This is a genomic window from Nocardiopsis sp. CNZ308, assembly GCF_004217075.1.
In genome coordinates this window covers 4,871,810-4,888,086 of the sequence record NZ_SHKJ01000001.1, presented here as the reverse complement: position 1 = coordinate 4,888,086, position 16,277 = coordinate 4,871,810, and the positions used below count along the sequence as shown (strand labels likewise).

The 16,277-nt window shown below is 69.3% G+C and carries 18 protein-coding genes; 5 read left to right on the top strand and 13 right to left on the bottom strand.

The window, feature by feature from the left end:
* Positions 1-104: 104 nt before the first annotated feature.
* The 11 genes from EV372_RS20945 to EV372_RS20895 form a co-directional block, all read right to left on the bottom strand.
* A complete protein-coding gene (locus tag EV372_RS20945; protein ID WP_130397392.1) occupies positions 105-1,046 on the bottom strand; it encodes a type II secretion system F family protein in 942 nt (313 codons plus the stop codon).
* Entirely contained in the window at positions 1,043-1,903 is an 861-nt protein-coding gene (locus EV372_RS20940) for a hypothetical protein (protein WP_130397391.1), read from the bottom strand. Before EV372_RS20940 ends, EV372_RS20945 begins: the two co-directional genes overlap by 4 nt.
* On the bottom strand, positions 1,900-3,225 hold the full coding sequence (locus tag EV372_RS20935; protein ID WP_130397390.1) for an ATPase, T2SS/T4P/T4SS family: 1,326 nt from the start codon (positions 3,223-3,225) through the stop codon (positions 1,900-1,902). The genes EV372_RS20940 and EV372_RS20935 overlap by 4 nt, the downstream gene beginning before the upstream one ends.
* The gene (locus EV372_RS20930) at positions 3,222-4,055 is read right to left on the bottom strand and encodes a hypothetical protein (protein ID WP_130397389.1); all 834 of its coding nucleotides are present in this window, start codon (positions 4,053-4,055) and stop codon (positions 3,222-3,224) included. The genes EV372_RS20935 and EV372_RS20930 overlap by 4 nt, the downstream gene beginning before the upstream one ends.
* 31 nt (positions 4,056-4,086) lie before the next feature.
* Positions 4,087-4,704: an SAF domain-containing protein gene (locus tag EV372_RS20925; RefSeq protein WP_130397388.1), complete on the bottom strand. Its 618-nt coding sequence runs from the start codon at positions 4,702-4,704 to the stop codon at positions 4,087-4,089.
* A gap of 41 nt (positions 4,705-4,745) precedes the next feature.
* Complete coding sequence (locus EV372_RS20920) at positions 4,746-5,300, bottom strand: hypothetical protein (RefSeq protein WP_130399027.1); 555 nt, start codon at positions 5,298-5,300, stop codon at positions 4,746-4,748.
* A 224-nt stretch (positions 5,301-5,524) separates the two neighbouring features.
* Positions 5,525-6,043, bottom strand: a complete 519-nt coding sequence (locus tag EV372_RS20915) for a hypothetical protein (protein WP_130397387.1) — start codon at positions 6,041-6,043, stop codon at positions 5,525-5,527.
* Between the two features lie 265 nt (positions 6,044-6,308).
* On the bottom strand, positions 6,309-6,830 hold the full coding sequence (locus EV372_RS20910; RefSeq protein ID WP_130397386.1) for an ATP-binding protein: 522 nt from the start codon (positions 6,828-6,830) through the stop codon (positions 6,309-6,311).
* 5 nt (positions 6,831-6,835) lie between these two features.
* Entirely contained in the window at positions 6,836-7,333 is a 498-nt protein-coding gene (locus EV372_RS20905) for a hypothetical protein (RefSeq protein WP_130397385.1), read from the bottom strand.
* 127 nt (positions 7,334-7,460) lie between these two features.
* Complete coding sequence (locus EV372_RS20900) at positions 7,461-7,682, bottom strand: hypothetical protein (RefSeq protein ID WP_130397384.1); 222 nt, start codon at positions 7,680-7,682, stop codon at positions 7,461-7,463.
* Positions 7,683-7,692: 10 nt separating this feature from the next.
* Positions 7,693-8,223, bottom strand: coding sequence for an ATP-binding protein (locus EV372_RS20895; protein ID WP_486484017.1), 531 nt, complete (start codon positions 8,221-8,223; stop codon positions 7,693-7,695).
* A 253-nt stretch (positions 8,224-8,476) separates the two neighbouring features.
* On the opposite strand from EV372_RS20895, the gene EV372_RS20890 reads away from it, so the two are divergent.
* The 4 genes from EV372_RS20890 to gltX all read left to right on the top strand — a co-directional run bounded on the left by EV372_RS20890 (position 8,477) and on the right by gltX (position 11,440).
* A complete protein-coding gene (locus EV372_RS20890; protein WP_130397382.1) occupies positions 8,477-9,319 on the top strand; it encodes a helix-turn-helix domain-containing protein in 843 nt (280 codons plus the stop codon).
* Entirely contained in the window at positions 9,316-9,537 is a 222-nt protein-coding gene (locus tag EV372_RS20885; protein ID WP_130397381.1) for a DUF397 domain-containing protein, read from the top strand. The genes EV372_RS20890 and EV372_RS20885 overlap by 4 nt, the downstream gene beginning before the upstream one ends.
* Before the next feature lie 57 nt (positions 9,538-9,594).
* Positions 9,595-9,852 (top strand): DUF397 domain-containing protein, encoded by a 258-nt coding sequence (locus EV372_RS20880; RefSeq protein ID WP_372497306.1) that lies wholly within the window; start codon positions 9,595-9,597, stop codon positions 9,850-9,852.
* Between the two features lie 172 nt (positions 9,853-10,024).
* Positions 10,025-11,440: a glutamate--tRNA ligase gene (gene gltX / locus EV372_RS20875; protein WP_130397380.1), complete on the top strand. Its 1,416-nt coding sequence runs from the start codon at positions 10,025-10,027 to the stop codon at positions 11,438-11,440.
* A 1,265-nt stretch (positions 11,441-12,705) separates the two neighbouring features.
* On the opposite strand, the gene EV372_RS20870 is transcribed toward gltX, so the two are convergent.
* Together EV372_RS20870 and EV372_RS20865 are read right to left on the bottom strand one after the other, a co-directional pair.
* Complete coding sequence (locus EV372_RS20870; RefSeq protein ID WP_130397379.1) at positions 12,706-13,608, bottom strand: sulfatase-like hydrolase/transferase; 903 nt, start codon at positions 13,606-13,608, stop codon at positions 12,706-12,708.
* A gap of 4 nt (positions 13,609-13,612) precedes the next feature.
* The gene (locus EV372_RS20865) at positions 13,613-14,860 is read right to left on the bottom strand and encodes a methionine adenosyltransferase (RefSeq protein WP_130397378.1); all 1,248 of its coding nucleotides are present in this window, start codon (positions 14,858-14,860) and stop codon (positions 13,613-13,615) included.
* A 121-nt stretch (positions 14,861-14,981) separates the two neighbouring features.
* Here EV372_RS20865 and EV372_RS20860 point away from each other — a divergent pair, with 121 nt between their 5' ends.
* Positions 14,982-16,253: a helix-turn-helix domain-containing protein gene (locus tag EV372_RS20860; protein WP_197044287.1), complete on the top strand. Its 1,272-nt coding sequence runs from the start codon at positions 14,982-14,984 to the stop codon at positions 16,251-16,253.
* The last annotated feature ends 24 nt before the right edge of the window (positions 16,254-16,277 follow it).

Below are 16,277 nucleotides of genomic sequence, written 5' to 3'. Positions count from 1 at the left end.
TGTGAGCCGGTGGTGGTCGGTGGTGAGTGACCGACGGTCGGTGGCTGGTGACTGGCGCCCGCTGACAGCGGACGGCTGGCACATCTTGGATGTCGGGTCTTTGGTCAGAACCCACTGGTCACGTGCGTGACGGCGGGGTAGCCCATGAGCAGCAGGAAGCCGAGCACCAGCAGCATGACCGGCAGAGCCATCCGCTCGGTGGCCTCGTGGGCCTGCGCTTCCAGGGCGGCGAGGCGGTGGGTGCGCAGGGCGGCGGCCTTGGCGCGGACCGAGGCACGCACCCGGGCGCCGTCGGTTCCGGCGATGCGGATGGAGGAGGCGAGTTCGTCCAGTTCGCGTACGCCGGTCCGTTCGGCGAGGTCGGACAGGGCGTCCCAGGGCGGGCGGGTGCGCAGGTTGGCCTCGTGCAGGCAGCGCCGGATCAGGTCGAAGGCCGGTCCGTTCCCGCGCCGGGTGGCGGCGGTGAGCGCTCCGGTGACCCCCGATCCCCCGGCCAGGGCGACTCCGACGAGGTCGGCGATGACCGAGGTGACCGCGCCCAGCCGAGCACGGCTCCGGGCCGCCCTGCGGCGGAGCACGAGCGCGGGCGCGACCAGGCACAGCACGAGGCAGGAAGCTCCGAGTCCCAGTGCGGCGGTGAGCGGCATCGGTGACGCGGGCGGCACGGCGGTGGCCAGCAGGGACAGGAACAGGGTGGCTCCGGCGAACGCGGACACGGTCATCCCGGCGCGGTGGCGGTCGGTGTCGATGCCGCACACGGCCAGGTCACGCCTGGTTCGGGGTCCGGGCCAGCCGAACCGGGCCAGCACTCCCCCTCCGGCCCGCGCCACGTTCGCGGCGGCGCCCACGACCCCGGTGGCCCCTGTTCCCTTCCTCTGCCCCGCCCACCCCCATGCGCGTTCCCCTTCCCGCCTTTGAACCCCTTCCTGTTCCAGGTCCGGTGGCGGGAGGAGGTCGGCCAGGTCGGGGCGGCTCAGCACCCGCGCCGTCCACCACAGTCCGGCTCCCACCGCGGCCCCGCCCAGGGCCGCCGCGAACACGCTCATACGCGTTCCTCCTGTTCGTGGGCCGACAGCACGCGTTCGGTGCGCGGCGGGGCGGACAGGCGGGTCAGCCACCACAGCGCTGCCGCCCACACGGTTCCGACCAGTGCGAGCACGAGTTGGCCGGTGGTCGAGCCGAGCGGGGCGAAGTAGGGGGCGTTGAGGGCGGCCATGCCGATGACCATGGCGAGGGAGGCGGCGGTGATGATGCGGACGGAGGTGCGGGTGCGTGCCCGGGAGGTGGAGGTGCGCACGAGCATGGACGCGCGGTCGCGCGCTGCCTCGGCCAGGCTGCCCAGGAGGGTGCCCAGGTCGGCAGCATGCCGGTGGGCGGCCATGGACAGCGCGGCGGCCACCAGGTCCGCGGTCTCGTTGTCGACGCGGTGCGCGAAGGCGGTGAGGGCGTCCTCCAGGTCGTTACCCGCGGTCAGGTCCGCGGCCAGGCCCTGCACGTCGCCGCGCACGGCCTCGGATGCGATGGCACAGGAGGTCCAGATGGCCTGGCGGAGCCCGGAGGAGGCGGTGATGAGGTCGCGCAGCTGTTCGGTCCAGCCCGCGACGGCCTCGATGCGGGCGATCTCGGCGGCGGTGGCCCGGTCGGGTCCCAGGACGGCGGGCAGCCACCAGGCGGCAGCAACGGTCAGGGCGGCGGCGACGGGCCAGCCGGTGACGCCCCAGGCGAGCATGCCCGCGCCGACGGCGGCGACCGCCCTGAGGACGGTGTCGCGGCGCACGGTGTCGCGGCGCACGCTGACCCGCGAGCGCAGAAGCCCGGGGACGGCGGTGAGCGCGGGCCAGAGCAGCACCAGGCCCAGGCCGACCGCGGCGCCGCCCAGGCTTGCGGCCAGGACGGTGGTCACCGCGCGTCCTCGAACATGCTGGCCGGGTCGAAGCCGACGCGGACGAGCTTGCGGGTGTACTGCGGGCTCAGCGGGGTGGTGAACCCGCCGTGTTCGCGGGCGTAGACCTCGTTGGTGACCACCCGGGGCCCGTCGACGCCGACGATCTCGCGGATGCTGCTGACGCGTCCGCCGCCGTGCTCGTCGGTGTCGATGTGCACGGCCAGGTGGACGGCGGAGGAGATGAGGACGCCGCTCTCCTCCAGGGTCAGGCGTTCGCTGGCCTGGTTGGCGTAGGTGGCGAGCTTGGTGAGGATCTGCGCCGAGGAGGAGGCGTGCACGGTGGCCATCGAACCGTCGGTGCCCATGGTCATGGCATGCAGGAGGGCGACGGTCTCCTGTCCGCGGGTCTCGCCGACGATGACCCGGTCCGGGGACATGCGCAGCGCGTGGCGGACCAGGTCGGCCAGGGTGATCTCCCCGGCGCCCTCGGTGTTGGGCGGCCTGCCCTGGAGGGCGAGGCAGTTGAGGTCCTCGTCGGCGTCCAGCCTGAGCTCGAAGGCGTCCTCGACGGTGATGACGCGTTCGGCGTGCGGGATGTGGCGGGCCAGGGCGCGCAGCAGCGTGGTCTTGCCCGAACCGGTGGCCCCGCCGATGACGAGGTTGAGCCGGGCGCGCACGGCCGCGGTGAGCAGGGAGCGCACGGGGCGGGTGAGCATGCCCGAGGCGGTGAGGTCGGACAGGGTGAGTTCGCGTTCGGGGTGGCGGCGGATGGTGACGGCCGGGCGCCGGGAGACGCCCATGACGGCGGACAGGCGTGCGCCGCCGGTGAGTTCCATGCTCAGCAAGGGCGCGGAGGCGTCGAAGCGCCGTTCTCCGCCGGGGGCCTGTCCCGCCAGGCGCCGGACGAGGGCGACGAGTTCCTCGTCGGTGGAGGTGATGGGCGCGCGTTCCTCGCGGCGGCCGTCGCCGAGGTCGACCCAGACACGGGTGCCGTTGATGTGGATGTCGCGCACGCCGGGTTCGCCGAGCAGGAGTTCGAGGGGGCCGAGCCCGCAGACCTGGGCCAGGGCGTGGGCGCGGACCCACTCCTCCTCGGGGCCGGTCAGGGCGCGGGCGGCTCCGGTGAGGGCGCGGCAGGCGTACTCCTCCAGCAGGGCCGCGAGCATCGCGTCCGCGCGTTCGCGCCGGGTGCGGTGGCCGTCGCGCGCCGGGGCGTCGGCTTCCTGGCGGACCAGGGTGTCGGTGACGCGGTCGGCCAGCCGGGCGGCGGTCTCGGCCAGGTGCGGTGCGACGCGGTGGCCGCTCGGGGTGGCCACGCGGGAGGTGTCGGAGGCGCTCACGCGGCGAACGCCTCCTCGAAGCGGCGCAGGGTCGCGGCGGCGTCCACCACGTCGTCGACCTGTTCGGCCAAGCCGCGGGCGGCGGCCAGCAGCGGCATCCACTCGACGCCGTCGGGGTTGTGGCGGGTGTGCGACCAGGCGGCCACGCGTTCGCGCAGACCCCGCGGGCGGGAGTCCTCTCCACGCAGGAACGCCGCGCCGGTCGGGTCGTGCGGCAGTTGGGCCCACACCCGGCAGCCGGTCTGGGCGGTGATCTCGCCGGTGGAGAAGCGGGAGCCGTGCACCGCCAAGCCGACCGCGGCGCCCTTGCCGGCCAGGGACTCCAGGACGTCGCGGCAGCGCGAGACGCGGTGGATCTGCGCGGCGTCGTCTCCCGCGACGGTCAGCACCACGGCGTCGGACAGGGTGAGCAGGTGCGCGCCGGCGCTGCCCGGGGCCACCCGGCCCAGATCCAGGACGGTCAGCCCGCCCCGCAGGATTCGGGCGCGGTGGGCGAGCGCGGTCACCACGGCGGAGGCCTCGTGCGCCGTGGTCGGCGCGGCCAGGGCCCGCAGCCCTCCGGGGAGTTCGGCGGCGTGCGCCAACAGGGCGCGCCGCGCCCCCTGCTCCCCATCCGGGTTCGGGTCGGAGGCGGTCCGGACCGACGCCGCGAGCGAGACCAGCCCGGGGCGGCCGACGAGCCGGTGCCACACGGCCAGGTCGCCGCCGCTGGCGTCGGCCTCCACCAGTACCGGAACGGTGAGCGGGCCCGTGGGCCACACCGCCGCCAAGGCGGTCGCCAGGGTCGTGACCCCCGGAGCTCCCGAGAACGAACACACCGCGATGATCATGCTCTCCCCCTTGCGTCCTTGCTCTGTCGTCCTACGGCTCGGCCATGAGCACCAGGCGCGTGCCCGGCTCGTCCACGGCCCGGGCCACCCCGGCCGCGTCCTCGTCCACCACCAGCAGCTCCACGACCCGCGCGTCCGCGGGCGCTTCCTCGTCCCCCAGCGAGTGCAGGCGGGCGGGGAAGGTATCGCCCTCCTCGGCGACCACCAGAAGCAGCGCGCCCTTGCCCGCGGACTCCGGGAGCATCCCCGGCGTGGTCTCCACCGCGACCACCGCCTGTCCCGGCGCGGGCCAGGAGGAGGTGTCGGCGATCATCGGGCCGGTGAGCACGGTTCCGGCCGGAATCGGTGCCGCCGCCCGGCCGCGCAGCGCCTCGGGAACCGTGACCAGGTCCAACTCCTCCACTCCGAGCGCGGACACGACCCGCAGGTCGGCGATGTCGAGGCCGTCACCGGCCTCCACGTCGTTGACGGCGACCAGGACCGTCGCGGGCTCCTCTTCGCGGGTGGCGGCCCAGGCGGCGACGACGCCGCCCAGGACCATGGCGGCGATCCCGGCGAAGGGCCGTTTCCAGTTGCGGCGGCGGACGGCGGACAGCCGGGATTTCCCGGTCTTCCGGTCGCCTGAGTGGGGTTTGGTCAACGTCGTCACGCCCTGTGCTCCCGTCCCTGGTGCATCGAGGTCCCTGGTGTTCAGCCGTCGGTGACCAGCGCGTGGACCTCGCGCACGCGGACGCTGTCGGAGGCGCTGGTCGTCAACGGGTCGAGGGTGCCTCCGCCGCCAGTACTCGTGGTCCACTCCACCGTCCAGGACACCGTGGCGGTCACCGGAAAGCGGCTGTCGGGCTGGTTGCGGGACGTGCGGGTGTAGGCGTGGCCGCAGTCGGGCGAGGGCGTCCGGGCGTCGTGGCGCGCGGGGTCGAACACGGTCCCTGGTCCGTCGCAGTAGAGCACCGTTCCGTCGCCCATGTCCCAGCGGAGCTGCTGCGGCACGGCGGTCACGGTGACCGAGCCCGCGGAGACGGAGGCGGTCGCGCTGACCGGTTCCCAGTCGGCGCCGTCCACCCACAGCCATACCGGGAAGTGAACGACCGAATCCTCGGCGGGCGAGGAGGCCAGGGCCGGCGAGGGCAGGCTCATGGAGGCCCGTGCCTGCTCGGCGGCCTCGCGTGGGCTGACGGTTTCCCCTCCGCCCGGGCCGGACCTGGTCGAGGCGACGCAGGTCCAGCCCGGTTCTTCCTGGTCCATCTCCACGCACGGGTCCTCGGCGGAGAGCGTGACTGTTCCCCCGTCGTCGGGTCGAGGCGCTCCGCCCGACGAACCGCCGCTGTGCTGACCGGATTCGGCGAAGGCGGAACAACCACCCTCTCCGCAGATCGCAGTGCCCCGGAAATCCGGATCGCCCTGCGACAGAACCGTTGGAGACATGGCTGCCATGCTGAGAGCGATGACGCCGAAAGCGGACTTCGCGATCAGCACGAATCATCCCCCCACAGCTGCATCTCGACGACCCGCCAGGCGAAGACGTCCCGGTTCACCCTCGCGTCCACACGCACGTCGTCAAATCTCGGTTCGGGTTCCCCGACGACCTTCCAGTCACCGGCTCCCTGGCAGTCCCTGATCACGATCGACCTCGGTTCACTGTCAGGCTCCGCGGAGACCACTTCAGGAGCCGGAACCGGCTCGCCTTCCATGCCTTCACCAGCGTCAGCGACCCCCTGAACACCTCGCTGTGCCAGTTCGAGCGCCTGGTCGACGGCGTACTTCTCCAGGTCCGGATGGTCCGGGTCCATTTCCGCGGAGGCGAGAACGATCGCGTCCCAGAACCGCAGGTAGGTGTCGACGGCCTCTTCTTCCGGCGTCTTCTCCGGAACTTCCGTTTCAGACGGAATGGCTGAGGATTGAACGACTGGTTCGACTGCCTCGTCCGCTTGAGCGGTACACCCCGTCAGGAGCAACGCACCTGACAGGGACAGCAGGAATCCACGCACCACAGAGGGCTCCCTGGAGTGATTTTCTTGTCACTCTCCGTGACAGAGATGAAGGTAGCCCCTCGTCTGGCCTGCGCACAAGTGGTTTCGGACGACCCTTCGGAGAAAAACTGTCGGTAAGCTCACGCCTCCCCGATGTCCAACCCTCCTACCTGCGGAAACACTCTTCTTACAGTCGTCATCACCAGCAAAACGGCTTTCACGCACGACGGTGGGCGGCTCCCGTGACGGGCGCCGCCCACGGCGATCCAGGATCCGAGCCTGGTCAGCTGTTCATGACGAACCTCGGAAGCCCGAAGGGGCGTTCGTTGGGTAGCACCGAGAAGGTCGCCCAGACGCCGAGGCCCAGGCGCGTGCTGCCTGGGCCCGCCGAGTAGTGGCCCCATGCCTGGGCGAGGAAGTCGACAAGCATCAGGCCGCGCTGCCCCTCGGCCAACGACCACTCGTCGTCCGACCGGTCGTGCGGGATGCGGGGAAGGCCGGTGCCGCCTCCTTCGTCCACCACGGCCAGCCACAGCGTGCGTTCGTCCAGGAGGGCGAGGGCCCGCAGGAACTCACGGCCCTGGGCGTATTTGACGGCGTTGGCAGCCAACTCAGCCGCGCACAACAGCACGGCGTCCACCAGGTCGGGATCGAACCCCGCCAGATCGGCGCGCAGGTCGGCGCGTACCTGACGGGCCTGGGCCAGGTCCGAGGGGTAGGCGCGGTGTTCCCACCAGGTCGCCGCCCGCCGGGGCGGGGACAGCACCGGTTCCGGAGCCGGGACAGAAGTGAGCGTCATCGTCATGGCGCTCACCCGACCCTGTCGAGGTAGACGCGGATGACGGCGGCCAGGTCCGCGAAGTCGTGGGCCTGCTCCTTCACGGGTTCGGCCAGCAGGTCACCGACCGGGACCCGTGGCAGCGGCGGCATGTAGGGGCGGACCAGCGTGCCAGCGGAATCGAGCGTGGAGGGAGCAGCCTCGTTTCCGGAACGAGGGCGGGGTGCCTGTGTGTGGCGTTCGCTCTGCCCATGCGGGAAGGTCGGAGCCGTCCTCATGCTCCGCTCCTGGTCACCGGGGAGGCCCGTCAGCTCCTGGACAGGGCGTCGCTCAGCGGGTACGAGCGCGGGCGGCAGTTCTCGGCGGCGGGGTGACGGCGTGATCGCGGTCCGCTCCGGCCCGGGGCGTCGGTGGTGTTGGGGGACGAACACGTAGGCCAAGGCGATGGCCAGCACGGCGGCGGTCAGCGACCACACACGCCCGGCCAGACTCTGGCGAGGCCTGCGGTGCCTGCCGATAGGGTGTTCCACGGTCTTCCTCCTGCTCACTCAGGTGGTTGATCGCGCCCCGGTCCGGTGTTGGAGCACCGGTCGGGGCACCTTGTTTTCTGTTGTGTGCGCGGGTGTCATTGGCCCCGGGTGGGGCTGCGCTTCCCGCTCACGGTCGAAGGGATCGAAGTTCACGCTCGGTGGCGCGGATGGCCGCGTCCAGCCGCTGCGGTGTGGCCGCGCTCAGCGGCGGAACACGATGCGGGCCGAGGCGGAAGGCGAAGAAGCGGCGCGAAGCCGGTCCCCACAGCACCCACCAGCGTTCGTGGAGTTGTTCCAGCAGGCGGGCGGCCTCGTACTGGGCGGCGTCCTGGCTTCGGTCCCACGCCATTCCGGGCTACTCAGGCCGCGACGGCGTTGTCGGAGTCAGGGACGGGCGCGTAGGGGTCGATGTGCGCCCACACCGTCAGGGGCATACCGAACTCGCCGTTCCAGCCCCACTCCACGGACAGACGGTCGACGAGGCGAAGACCCCGTCCGCACGCCGCCAGAGCGTCGACCTCCGGTGACAGGCGCGGAAGGCAGACGGTCTGCCCCGGGCGTGGTCCGTCATCGGTGATCGCGATACGGACGAGTCGGCCGGACAAGTGCTGCATCTGTACCTTCACCCGGCCGCCAGGAGCGCCGGAGGCGGTGTGCAGCCAGGCGTTGGTGACCAACTCACTGACCACCAACACCAAGGGGAAGGCCAGGTGCGCCTGCACCCGGACGCCTCGCTGACACCAACTACGGATCTGCGGCGCCTGGTTCACCTCCGCCCCGAAGAACGCCGTGCGCACCCCGGTGCCGCCCCTCCCTCGACGCGGCAACCCACCCCCGCCCGATTCTCCCTCCACCGCCTGCCTCGGCCGCGGTACGCCAAAACTATCCATCGTGCTTCCTCCAAGCGTCAGAAGTGCATGGGATGAGCAAAGAGAGACGCTGGCGAGAGCACGCGGCGGCCCCATGGGTGGAGGCTCCTACGCCGCCATCCAGCGATGTGTAGGCTCAATGCAACACAAGCTAAATGAGGCCGCCTCACTTGGCAAGGGCAGCGTCTACTATCTGCATCAAAGTCGCAATAGTTCACTTCAGACCTGGAAGACTGTCAGCCAGGTGTCAGCAGTCACAGCAGAGGAGAAACCCGTGGCAACCGGCATGCCTGTCCGACGGCGTTACCTGGCCATCCAACTCCGACGCCTGCGCAACGCGGCGAAGCTGACACAGGACGAGGTCTGGAAGAACCTGGGCTGGAGCCGCGCCAAGATCCAACGTCTGGAAGCTGGCAGCTTCCAGCGCCTGAAGGCGGGAGACATCATGGCGTTGTGCCAGCTCTACAGGGCGCCGAGCGATGTCGCGGAGGAGCTCATCCAGATCGCACGGGATTCGCGCACCCACAAACCCTGGTGGCTCCAGTACGAGGACGTCCTCCCCGGTGCCTTCGTCGGTCTGGAAGCAGAGGCCACGATGATCCAGGAGTTCAACATCGGCCTGGTGCCCGGCCTACTACAGACCCCCGCCTACATCTCCGCCCTGTTGGCCTCCGCCGTCGGAAACACCAGTGACCAGGCCGAGCAGAGGCTGAAGAGCAGGCTCGAACGACAGCGCAACATCCTGGAACGTCAGGAGCCTCCATTGATCTTCGTCGTCATCGACGAAGCGGCCCTGCGGCGTCAGATCGGCGGGCCCGAGGTGATGCGTGAACAGACCCGCCACCTGCTGGACGTCGGCCAGCGCCCCAACGTGGAGATCCAGGTGCTCCCTTTCTCATCCGGGGCACATGCCGCGGGCGGCCTTCCCTTCACCATCCTGAGCTTCAGCGATGGCAACAACGCGGACAGCGTGGTCTTCCTCGAATCACGCGGTGACGGTTTCTACCTGGAATCCGAGACCGAGATCAACCGCCATAGGCTGGTGTTCAGCCGTACCCAGGGCAGCGCGCTCTCCGTTCCGGACTCCACCGCCCTTCTGGAACACTTGAGCGCATGAAGCGCGAACCGGAGACGAGGCCCCGCATGGACATGAACACCGCACGGTGGCGCAAGTCCAGCCACAGCAACCCTGACGGCCCCCAGTGCGTCGAGGTCGCGGACCTTCCCGGTGCAACAGCTGTGCGCGACACCCAGAACCGCGAGCTCGGCCACCTCGCCTTCACCACACCCGAGTGGTTCGGGCTCCTCAACACCCTCAAGGCGCTTAGTTCATAGCTGTCTCGGGTGCCTCGGAACCACCGAGGCACCCGAGAAGGCGCAAGGGAGCAGCCCATGAGATGGACGAAGTCGAGCTACAGCAGCATGGGGGCGACTTGTGTCCAGGTTCGCTCGCCGCGAGACGGTGTGATCGAGGTCGGTGACACCAAGAACCCCGCCGGACCCACGCTCACCGCCCCCACGCCGACTGGGAGTACTTCCTCGACCAGGTCGCGACAGGCGGAAGCACCTTCAGACGCCTGCGCGCCGCGTTCCTCCCCGACTGCGGCTTCACCCTCACCGACACCGCCATCCCCAACTCCCCCACCCTGACCTACACCAAGGCCGAATGGGACGCCTTCCACGCGGGCGCCCTGGTCGGCGAACTGAGGGGCGAGCACCCACGCGGCGCCCTCGTCTCCGCGTAGAGAACCCTGCCTTGGCCAACGGGGCGAATACGTGCTTCAGCCCTGTGGCGCCAAGGCTTCACGCTAGGCTCTGGGCCGTGACTGACACCTCGATTCGCACCAGGTTCGCTCCCTCCCCGACCGGTATGTTCCACGTGGGCAACGCCCGGTCCCTGCTGCTGAACTGGGTGGTCGCACGACAATCCGGCGGCACCATGGTGCTGCGGATCGAGGACACCGACGCTGCCCGCTCCCGCCCCGAGTGGACCGAGGGCATCCTGGCCGCGATGGCCTGGCTGGGCGTGGACGCCACCCAGTACGAGGGCCCCTACTCCCAGACCGAGGCCGCCGACCAGCACACCGAGGCCGCCCAGCGCCTGCGCAAGGAAGGGCTGGCCTACTACTGCGACTGCACCCGCGAACAGGTCCAAGCCCGGCGCGACAACCCCAATCTGGGCTATGACGGGTTCTGCCGGAACCGCGGTCTGGAGGCCGGGCCGGGCCGAGCGCTGCGCTTCCGGATTCCCGAGGGTGGGCCCACGGTTGTGGAGGACCAGATCCGGGGGCGGGTGGAGTTCCCGCACGAGGCCCTGGAGGACTTCGTCATCGCCCGCGCCGACGGCACCGCCCTGTTCGTGCTGGCCAACGTGGTCGATGACGTCGAGATGGGCATCACCCACGTCATCCGGGGCGAGGAGCACCTGTCCAACACTCCCAAGCAGCAGTTGCTGTGGGAGGCGCTCGGGCACACGCCGCCGGTGTGGGCGCACGCCCCGGTGCTGGTGAACGAGAAGCGCCAGAAGCTGTCCAAGCGCCGCGACAAGGTCGCCATGGAGTCCTACCAGGCTGAGGGCTTCCTTCCCGAGGCCATGGTCAACTACCTGATGCTGCTGGGGTGGGCTCCGGGGGATGACCGCGAGATCATGCCCATCGAGGAGATGATCCCGCTCTTCGCGCTGACGGATGTGAACTCCTCACCCGCCTTCTTCGACGAGAAGAAGCTGCGCGCCTTCAACGGCGACTACATCCGCGCCCTGGAGGTGGACGAGTTCGTCAAGCGCTGCGCCCCCTACCTGGAGGGTGAGGACGTGCCGTGGCGGCGTGAGGACTTCGACCCGGGTGTCTTCGCCACGATCGCCCCGTTGGCGCAGAGCCGGGTGGCGGTGCTCAGCGAGATCGTGCCGAACGTGGACTTCCTGTTCCTGGACATGCCTGTCTTCGATGACAAGAGTTGGGCCAAGGCCATGAAGCCCGGGATCGGCGCGGAGATGCTCACCGCCTCGATCGCCGCCTTCTCCGACGAGTCCTTGACCTGGGACGCCGAGTCCTTGAAGGGAGCCCTTGAGCAGGCCGGGGCCGCCCAAGGGCTCAAGCTCGGCAAGGCTCAGGCCCCGGTGCGGGTCGCGGTCACCGGCCGCACGGTCGGACTCCCGCTGTTCGAGTCGCTGGAACTGCTGGGTCGCGAGCGCACGCTGGAGCGCCTGCGTGCGGCGCTGGAACGGCTCAACGCCTGACAGGCCGAGGCCAGCCGCAGGGGCACCAGATGTGGAGGGAAGACCTCCAGCAGTTTTGACGCCCGGGGCCCGTCCCGCTGTCCGGTGAGCACCCAGCGCACCGGATACGGGGGCGGGCCCTTGGCCATGTCGCGTAACCAGGAGTCCAGCCACCACCACGCCTCCTCCGCTTGGTCGGGAGGTGGTTCATGGTTGATCTCGATGTCGGTGAGTGCCCGGCACAGCCGGGCCTGTTGAGATAGCGGACGCGGGTAACACCGGCTAATCCATGTGGTGACGCGCGGGGGCGCCCCCGGACAGCGGTCACCCAGTTCCTGTTTGGCCACCTCTGGAGCGAGGGTGACGGACACCTTCCGGTCCAGAGACCGTAGACGTCGTTCGTCCAGAAGGCTGTCCCCGTGCCGAGGAAGAACCGTACGGACCTGGTCCACCAGGTCGGAGAAGCTGACCGGCAGAGCAGCTGGTTGCAGTTGGCTCAGGTACGGCTCAGCGAGGAAGCACCGCAGCGTCGAGGGCCTGACGCCCTGTTCGAGCAGGTCTGAGATACGAGGTACTACAGACCCCGGCTCCAGCAGTTTGGGCAGGAACAGGTGCGCCGGAGGGCGCCTTCCCTCGTTCAGGGCCCAGTACAGGCGGACCTGGACGGGTGTGGCGTCGCGTTTGTCGGTGCCCCGGACGATCAGGGTCGTGCGCTGTTCGATGTCATCCACGACCGTGGCCAGATGCCACAGGGCCCGCCCGTCACCGCGCATGAGCGGAACCGTCGCCTGCGCCGGAGTGAGGGCTGTGGTGGCGTTCACCGCCACGGAGGCGGTCAGAGCTTTGGAACAGGTGCCCTGTGCGGCTATGAGCCGGTCCATGGCGGCCACATCAAGGCAAACGAGCCCTCGCCTCATCACCAGAAGTCCTCGGGCGTCCAGCCGCCGTAGGGCCTGCCGGTACCGGTCGCCTCGTCGGCTCTGACGGAAGGCCTCGTCCTTGACCGGTATCTGAGCCACCCGCGTGAGCTCTCGGAACAACCGGGGCCGGTGTTCGTCACGGCTGCGCAGGCTGTCGCTGTCATCCCACCGAACGGACACGTGCGCGCTGACACCGAGACGTTGCGCGGCGCTGTGAGCCAGAAGCGCGGTGAGCAGGTGAGTGCGCAGGACACCGACGCGAAAGGACGCGTGGTTGGGGGAGATGCCCAGCCGTGTCCGGACTCCCTCGGAGGAAGCCGTGATGAGCGCGGGGTGCATGAACCAGGGTTGGAGGCTGGCCATGGCTCATCCCCCGCCCGACACGCCGCACCACAGGGGCACCGTGGCGACCGTCGGATGCGAGTGTGCATGGCCGAACCTGCCGCCTTCTCCGAACTCCTCGCCGTGGTCGGCGCAGACCACCGCCAAGGGGCACCGTGCCTCCAGCCGTGAGAACAGGTCGCCCAAACGGGTATCGGCCCATTCCAGGGCGCGCCTCTGCATACCCAGGAGCACTTCGACGTCTTCAGCGGTCAGCAGGTCATCGTCGGAGGCGTTCTGCTGGGAGTCGTGCAGTTGGTAGAGGCGTTGGAGGAGTTCCTTGTTCCGCTCGGTGAGAGGGCTGAACGGGGTCGTGTAAGGGATATGCGTGCTGGAGCAGTTGACGAACAGGAAGAACCGTTCGGCCTCCAGACACAGATCCGCGAGCATCCGGGTGTGGGCCAACGGGAGGTCTTCGCCGCGATCGGCGACACGAGCTTCTGGTGTGGCCGGGACGCGGGAAGGTCGGCCGAAGTAGTGAAACTCCGGGAACAACCTCGGTAGACCGTTGGCCGGATCCGAGGCGTCGAAGAAGGTCACACCGCCCGCGCCCACCACCCGGTAGCCCTTCCTGTTGTAGTGCGCCATCAAGGTGGGGCCGTCGAAGGGGGCGGCGGCGTGGCGCTTCGAAGGTCGTGCAGCAGCCGAACGCCAGATTGCGTCCACGCTGTTTCCGCCGAGTGTGAGGGGCCCTGAGACCGGTCGGGGCAGGAAGCCGTTGAACAACGCGGCATGGGCGGGGAGCGTGTAGGTTCCCGGGCTCTCGGCCTTCAGCAGCGGACCGAGTTTCGCCAGGTTCGGGGTGCGCGCGCTCGCCGCGACGTCGTAGCGGCACGAGTCCAGGGTGACCAGGACAACGCTGCGTCCGGCCAGGTCGATGTCCGTCATCGGCTCACACCTCCAGGACCAGCGACGGGTCGCGGAAGCGGTCGATCGGGGGCAGCGCGAGCAGGCGCTCGGAGAGCAGCGGAAGCTCGGCCAGCGTCGCGGCGGTCAACTCCTCCACGGCATCGCGGTCGAGTCGGCTGCCGCGCCGTGCCAGTCGAACGCCCACGAACGACGGGTCCTCCAAGCGATCGCCGTTGCGCGAGACGAGCACGATCTCGTTGGGCACACCGAACTTGGCGTGGATGCGGTCAGCCAGGCGCGCGGCGGCGAGCGTGTACAGCTTGCCGGTGTGGTGCACGGGGTTCTTCCCGGCCAGGGCCTCCACCCCCGCGCCGCCGCTGGCAGAGATGACGCCGTTGGCCTTGTTGCCCCGGCCGACGAGCCCGCAGTCGCCCTTGCCCAAAGAGGTCCCGAAGGGTGCCAGGTAGGCGTTACGGCCGTGGTCCTTGGTGTTGACGCTCAACCGGGTCAACCACGGTTTCCGCCGGACGATCGGGTGCTCGTTGACGAAGGCGGCGAGGCGGTCGTACGCCTCGGATACCAGGGCCTTGTAGTGACGGTGTGAGCTGACCGCCTCGGGGTGCACCGGAAGGCAGACCGTCGCCTCCAACACGCTCTCCGATCGGACCAGCATGACCTTGACGTCGGAACCGAGGCCGTTGAGCCCGTCCTTGAAGGAGGAACCGTTGACGTGGTTCTCCACGTCGATCGCCAGGACGTCCAAGGGATCGGCAGGAGCGTAGGCGCTACAGAAGGCCGTGTCGTTGGCCAGCGCGCCGCCACCCGGTACACGGCACTCCTCGCCAGCGGAGGGACGGTAGAACGAGGCGGGGTGGTCCGCTCCGATACCCGCGGTGTTCTCCACGAAGCTGCGCACGGAACGGACGATGTCCTTACTACCGGTCGCCTCGGCCAGGACGTCCTCGACCGCCGCCCGGAATAGTCCTTCGATCGGGATGGACCGGTCGCCCACCGAGCGCGTCACCTTGCCGAACAGGTACGCGCTGATGGGCTTGTGAACCGTGTAGCGGCCGAAGACGACCTCAGCCTCGGCGCCGACCAGGGCGACCTTGTCCACCCAGTGGTTCGGGACCGCTCCGAAGCGGTCGAGTCCGTGGAGTGAGTAGCGGCGGGAGAACTCCTCCGCGATGAGGTCGGCGAGCGAGTCGGGGTGACCGATGCCCTTGCGTTCGACCACGTTGAACCCGGAGTCCGTGCTGAGAGTGAGGGCTTCGTGGCAGTTTATGCGCATTGACTGTTTCCTCTTTGGTCAGGCCCGTTAACGAGCTTCGAGGGAATGTCAGATGAGAGGGATAGCCGGGCCTTCCCTGCGTCCAGGCGGGGTGTTAGGAAGTTAAGGCCACATTCTCCGCGTGACCCGGAAAGAAATTCCGGGGTGTTTGGAAAGGGCTCTGATGCCGCCGAGTTCCCCTCAGCTCAGCCCAGGCCAGCGGGTCGCCTGGCACCGGCTCCGACGCGGCCTTTCTCAAGAGGTGCTGGCTGGTTTGGTCGGGAGAACGGCCGACTGGCTGGGCAAGGTCGAGAACGACCGGGCGCCCTTGGATCGACTCTCGGTGATCAGCTCACTGGCCGAGGCCCTCGGCGTTCCCGTCATCGCTCTGATCGGAGACCACGCGCACCATGGGCACCATGAGGAAACGGACGTGCATGTCGCACAGATCCGGTCAGTCTTGATGGACTACCGACAGATCAGCCCGGTTTTCCCGTTCGCCGACAACAACGGTGAGCAACCGGACCTGCGCTTTCTTCGAGACGAGGCGGAAACGGTCATGGGCGCCTACCAGGCATCCGACTACAGCCGGGTGTTTCGCGGGCTCCCCGACCTCCTCGCTCGGGCGCAGACCGCGGTGCGTGTCTACGAGGGTGAGCAGAGGCGGCGGGCCGGAGCTCTGCTCGCCCTGGCTTGTCAGGCGTGCGCGATGATCCTCACCAAGGTCGGAGAATCAGATCTGGCTTGGATCGCGACGGAGCGAGGGATGAAGGCGGCCTTCGACTACGGCGATCTGACCCTGCAGGGTTCCCTGATGCGTTCGGGGGTGCATTCCCTCCACTCACGCGGGCAACATGAGACGGCTGTCGCGCTGACAGGGGAAGCCGCTGCGTATCTGCGGCGGGAGCAGGGCAGTCGTCCCACCAACGCGCGGTTGTTGTCCGTCTACGGCACCCTGTTGTTGCCGGGAGCCGTGGCCGCGGCGCGCAACGGGGATCGTGCCAGCGCGATGGAGTACCTAAAGGAAGCCGAACGCGTCGCTTCCCGGCTCGGGCGAGACGCCAACCATCTGTGGACAGCGTTCGGGCCGACCAACGTGGTCCTGCACAGAGTGACCGTTGCCGCCAGCCTCGGAGATCCGCGTGCTGTCCTCGAACTGGGAGTTGGTGTCGATACCGCGGCCCTGCCACGGGAGAGGCGGGTACGTCACCTCTTCGACGTGGCCGGAGCGTTCGCGAACGTCAACGAGATCCCGTCAGCCGTTGAGCGCATGCTGGAGGCGGAGAGGTTGGCAGCCTCTCATGTCCACCGGCACGTGATGAGTCATCAGATCATGGGGCGCATGATGCGGACCAAGGCAGGGAGGCGGGATCGGAGGCTGGCAGATCTGGCGCACCGGATGGGGATGTTCTGACGCGAAGGCCGTTAGTGTCAGGAC

Coding starts and splice junctions, on each gene's coding strand:
- EV372_RS20945 (WP_130397392.1), bottom strand. CDS start 1,046: ATGAGCGTGTTCGCGGCGGCCCTGGGCGGGGCCGCGGTGGGAGCCGGA.
- EV372_RS20930 (WP_130397389.1), bottom strand. CDS start 4,055: ATGATCATCGCGGTGTGTTCGTTCTCGGGAGCTCCGGGGGTCACGACC.
- EV372_RS20920 (WP_130399027.1), bottom strand. CDS start 5,300: ATGGACCAGGAAGAACCGGGCTGGACCTGCGTCGCCTCGACCAGGTCC.
- EV372_RS20910 (WP_130397386.1), bottom strand. CDS start 6,830: ATGACGATGACGCTCACTTCTGTCCCGGCTCCGGAACCGGTGCTGTCC.
- EV372_RS20900 (WP_130397384.1), bottom strand. CDS start 7,682: ATGGCGTGGGACCGAAGCCAGGACGCCGCCCAGTACGAGGCCGCCCGC.
- EV372_RS20895 (WP_486484017.1), bottom strand. CDS start 8,223: ATGGATAGTTTTGGCGTACCGCGGCCGAGGCAGGCGGTGGAGGGAGAA.
- EV372_RS20885 (WP_130397381.1), top strand. CDS start 9,316: ATGAAGCGCGAACCGGAGACGAGGCCCCGCATGGACATGAACACCGCA.
- EV372_RS20880 (WP_372497306.1), top strand. CDS start 9,595: ATGAGATGGACGAAGTCGAGCTACAGCAGCATGGGGGCGACTTGTGTC.
- EV372_RS20870 (WP_130397379.1), bottom strand. CDS start 13,608: ATGACGGACATCGACCTGGCCGGACGCAGCGTTGTCCTGGTCACCCTG.
- EV372_RS20865 (WP_130397378.1), bottom strand. CDS start 14,860: ATGCGCATAAACTGCCACGAAGCCCTCACTCTCAGCACGGACTCCGGG.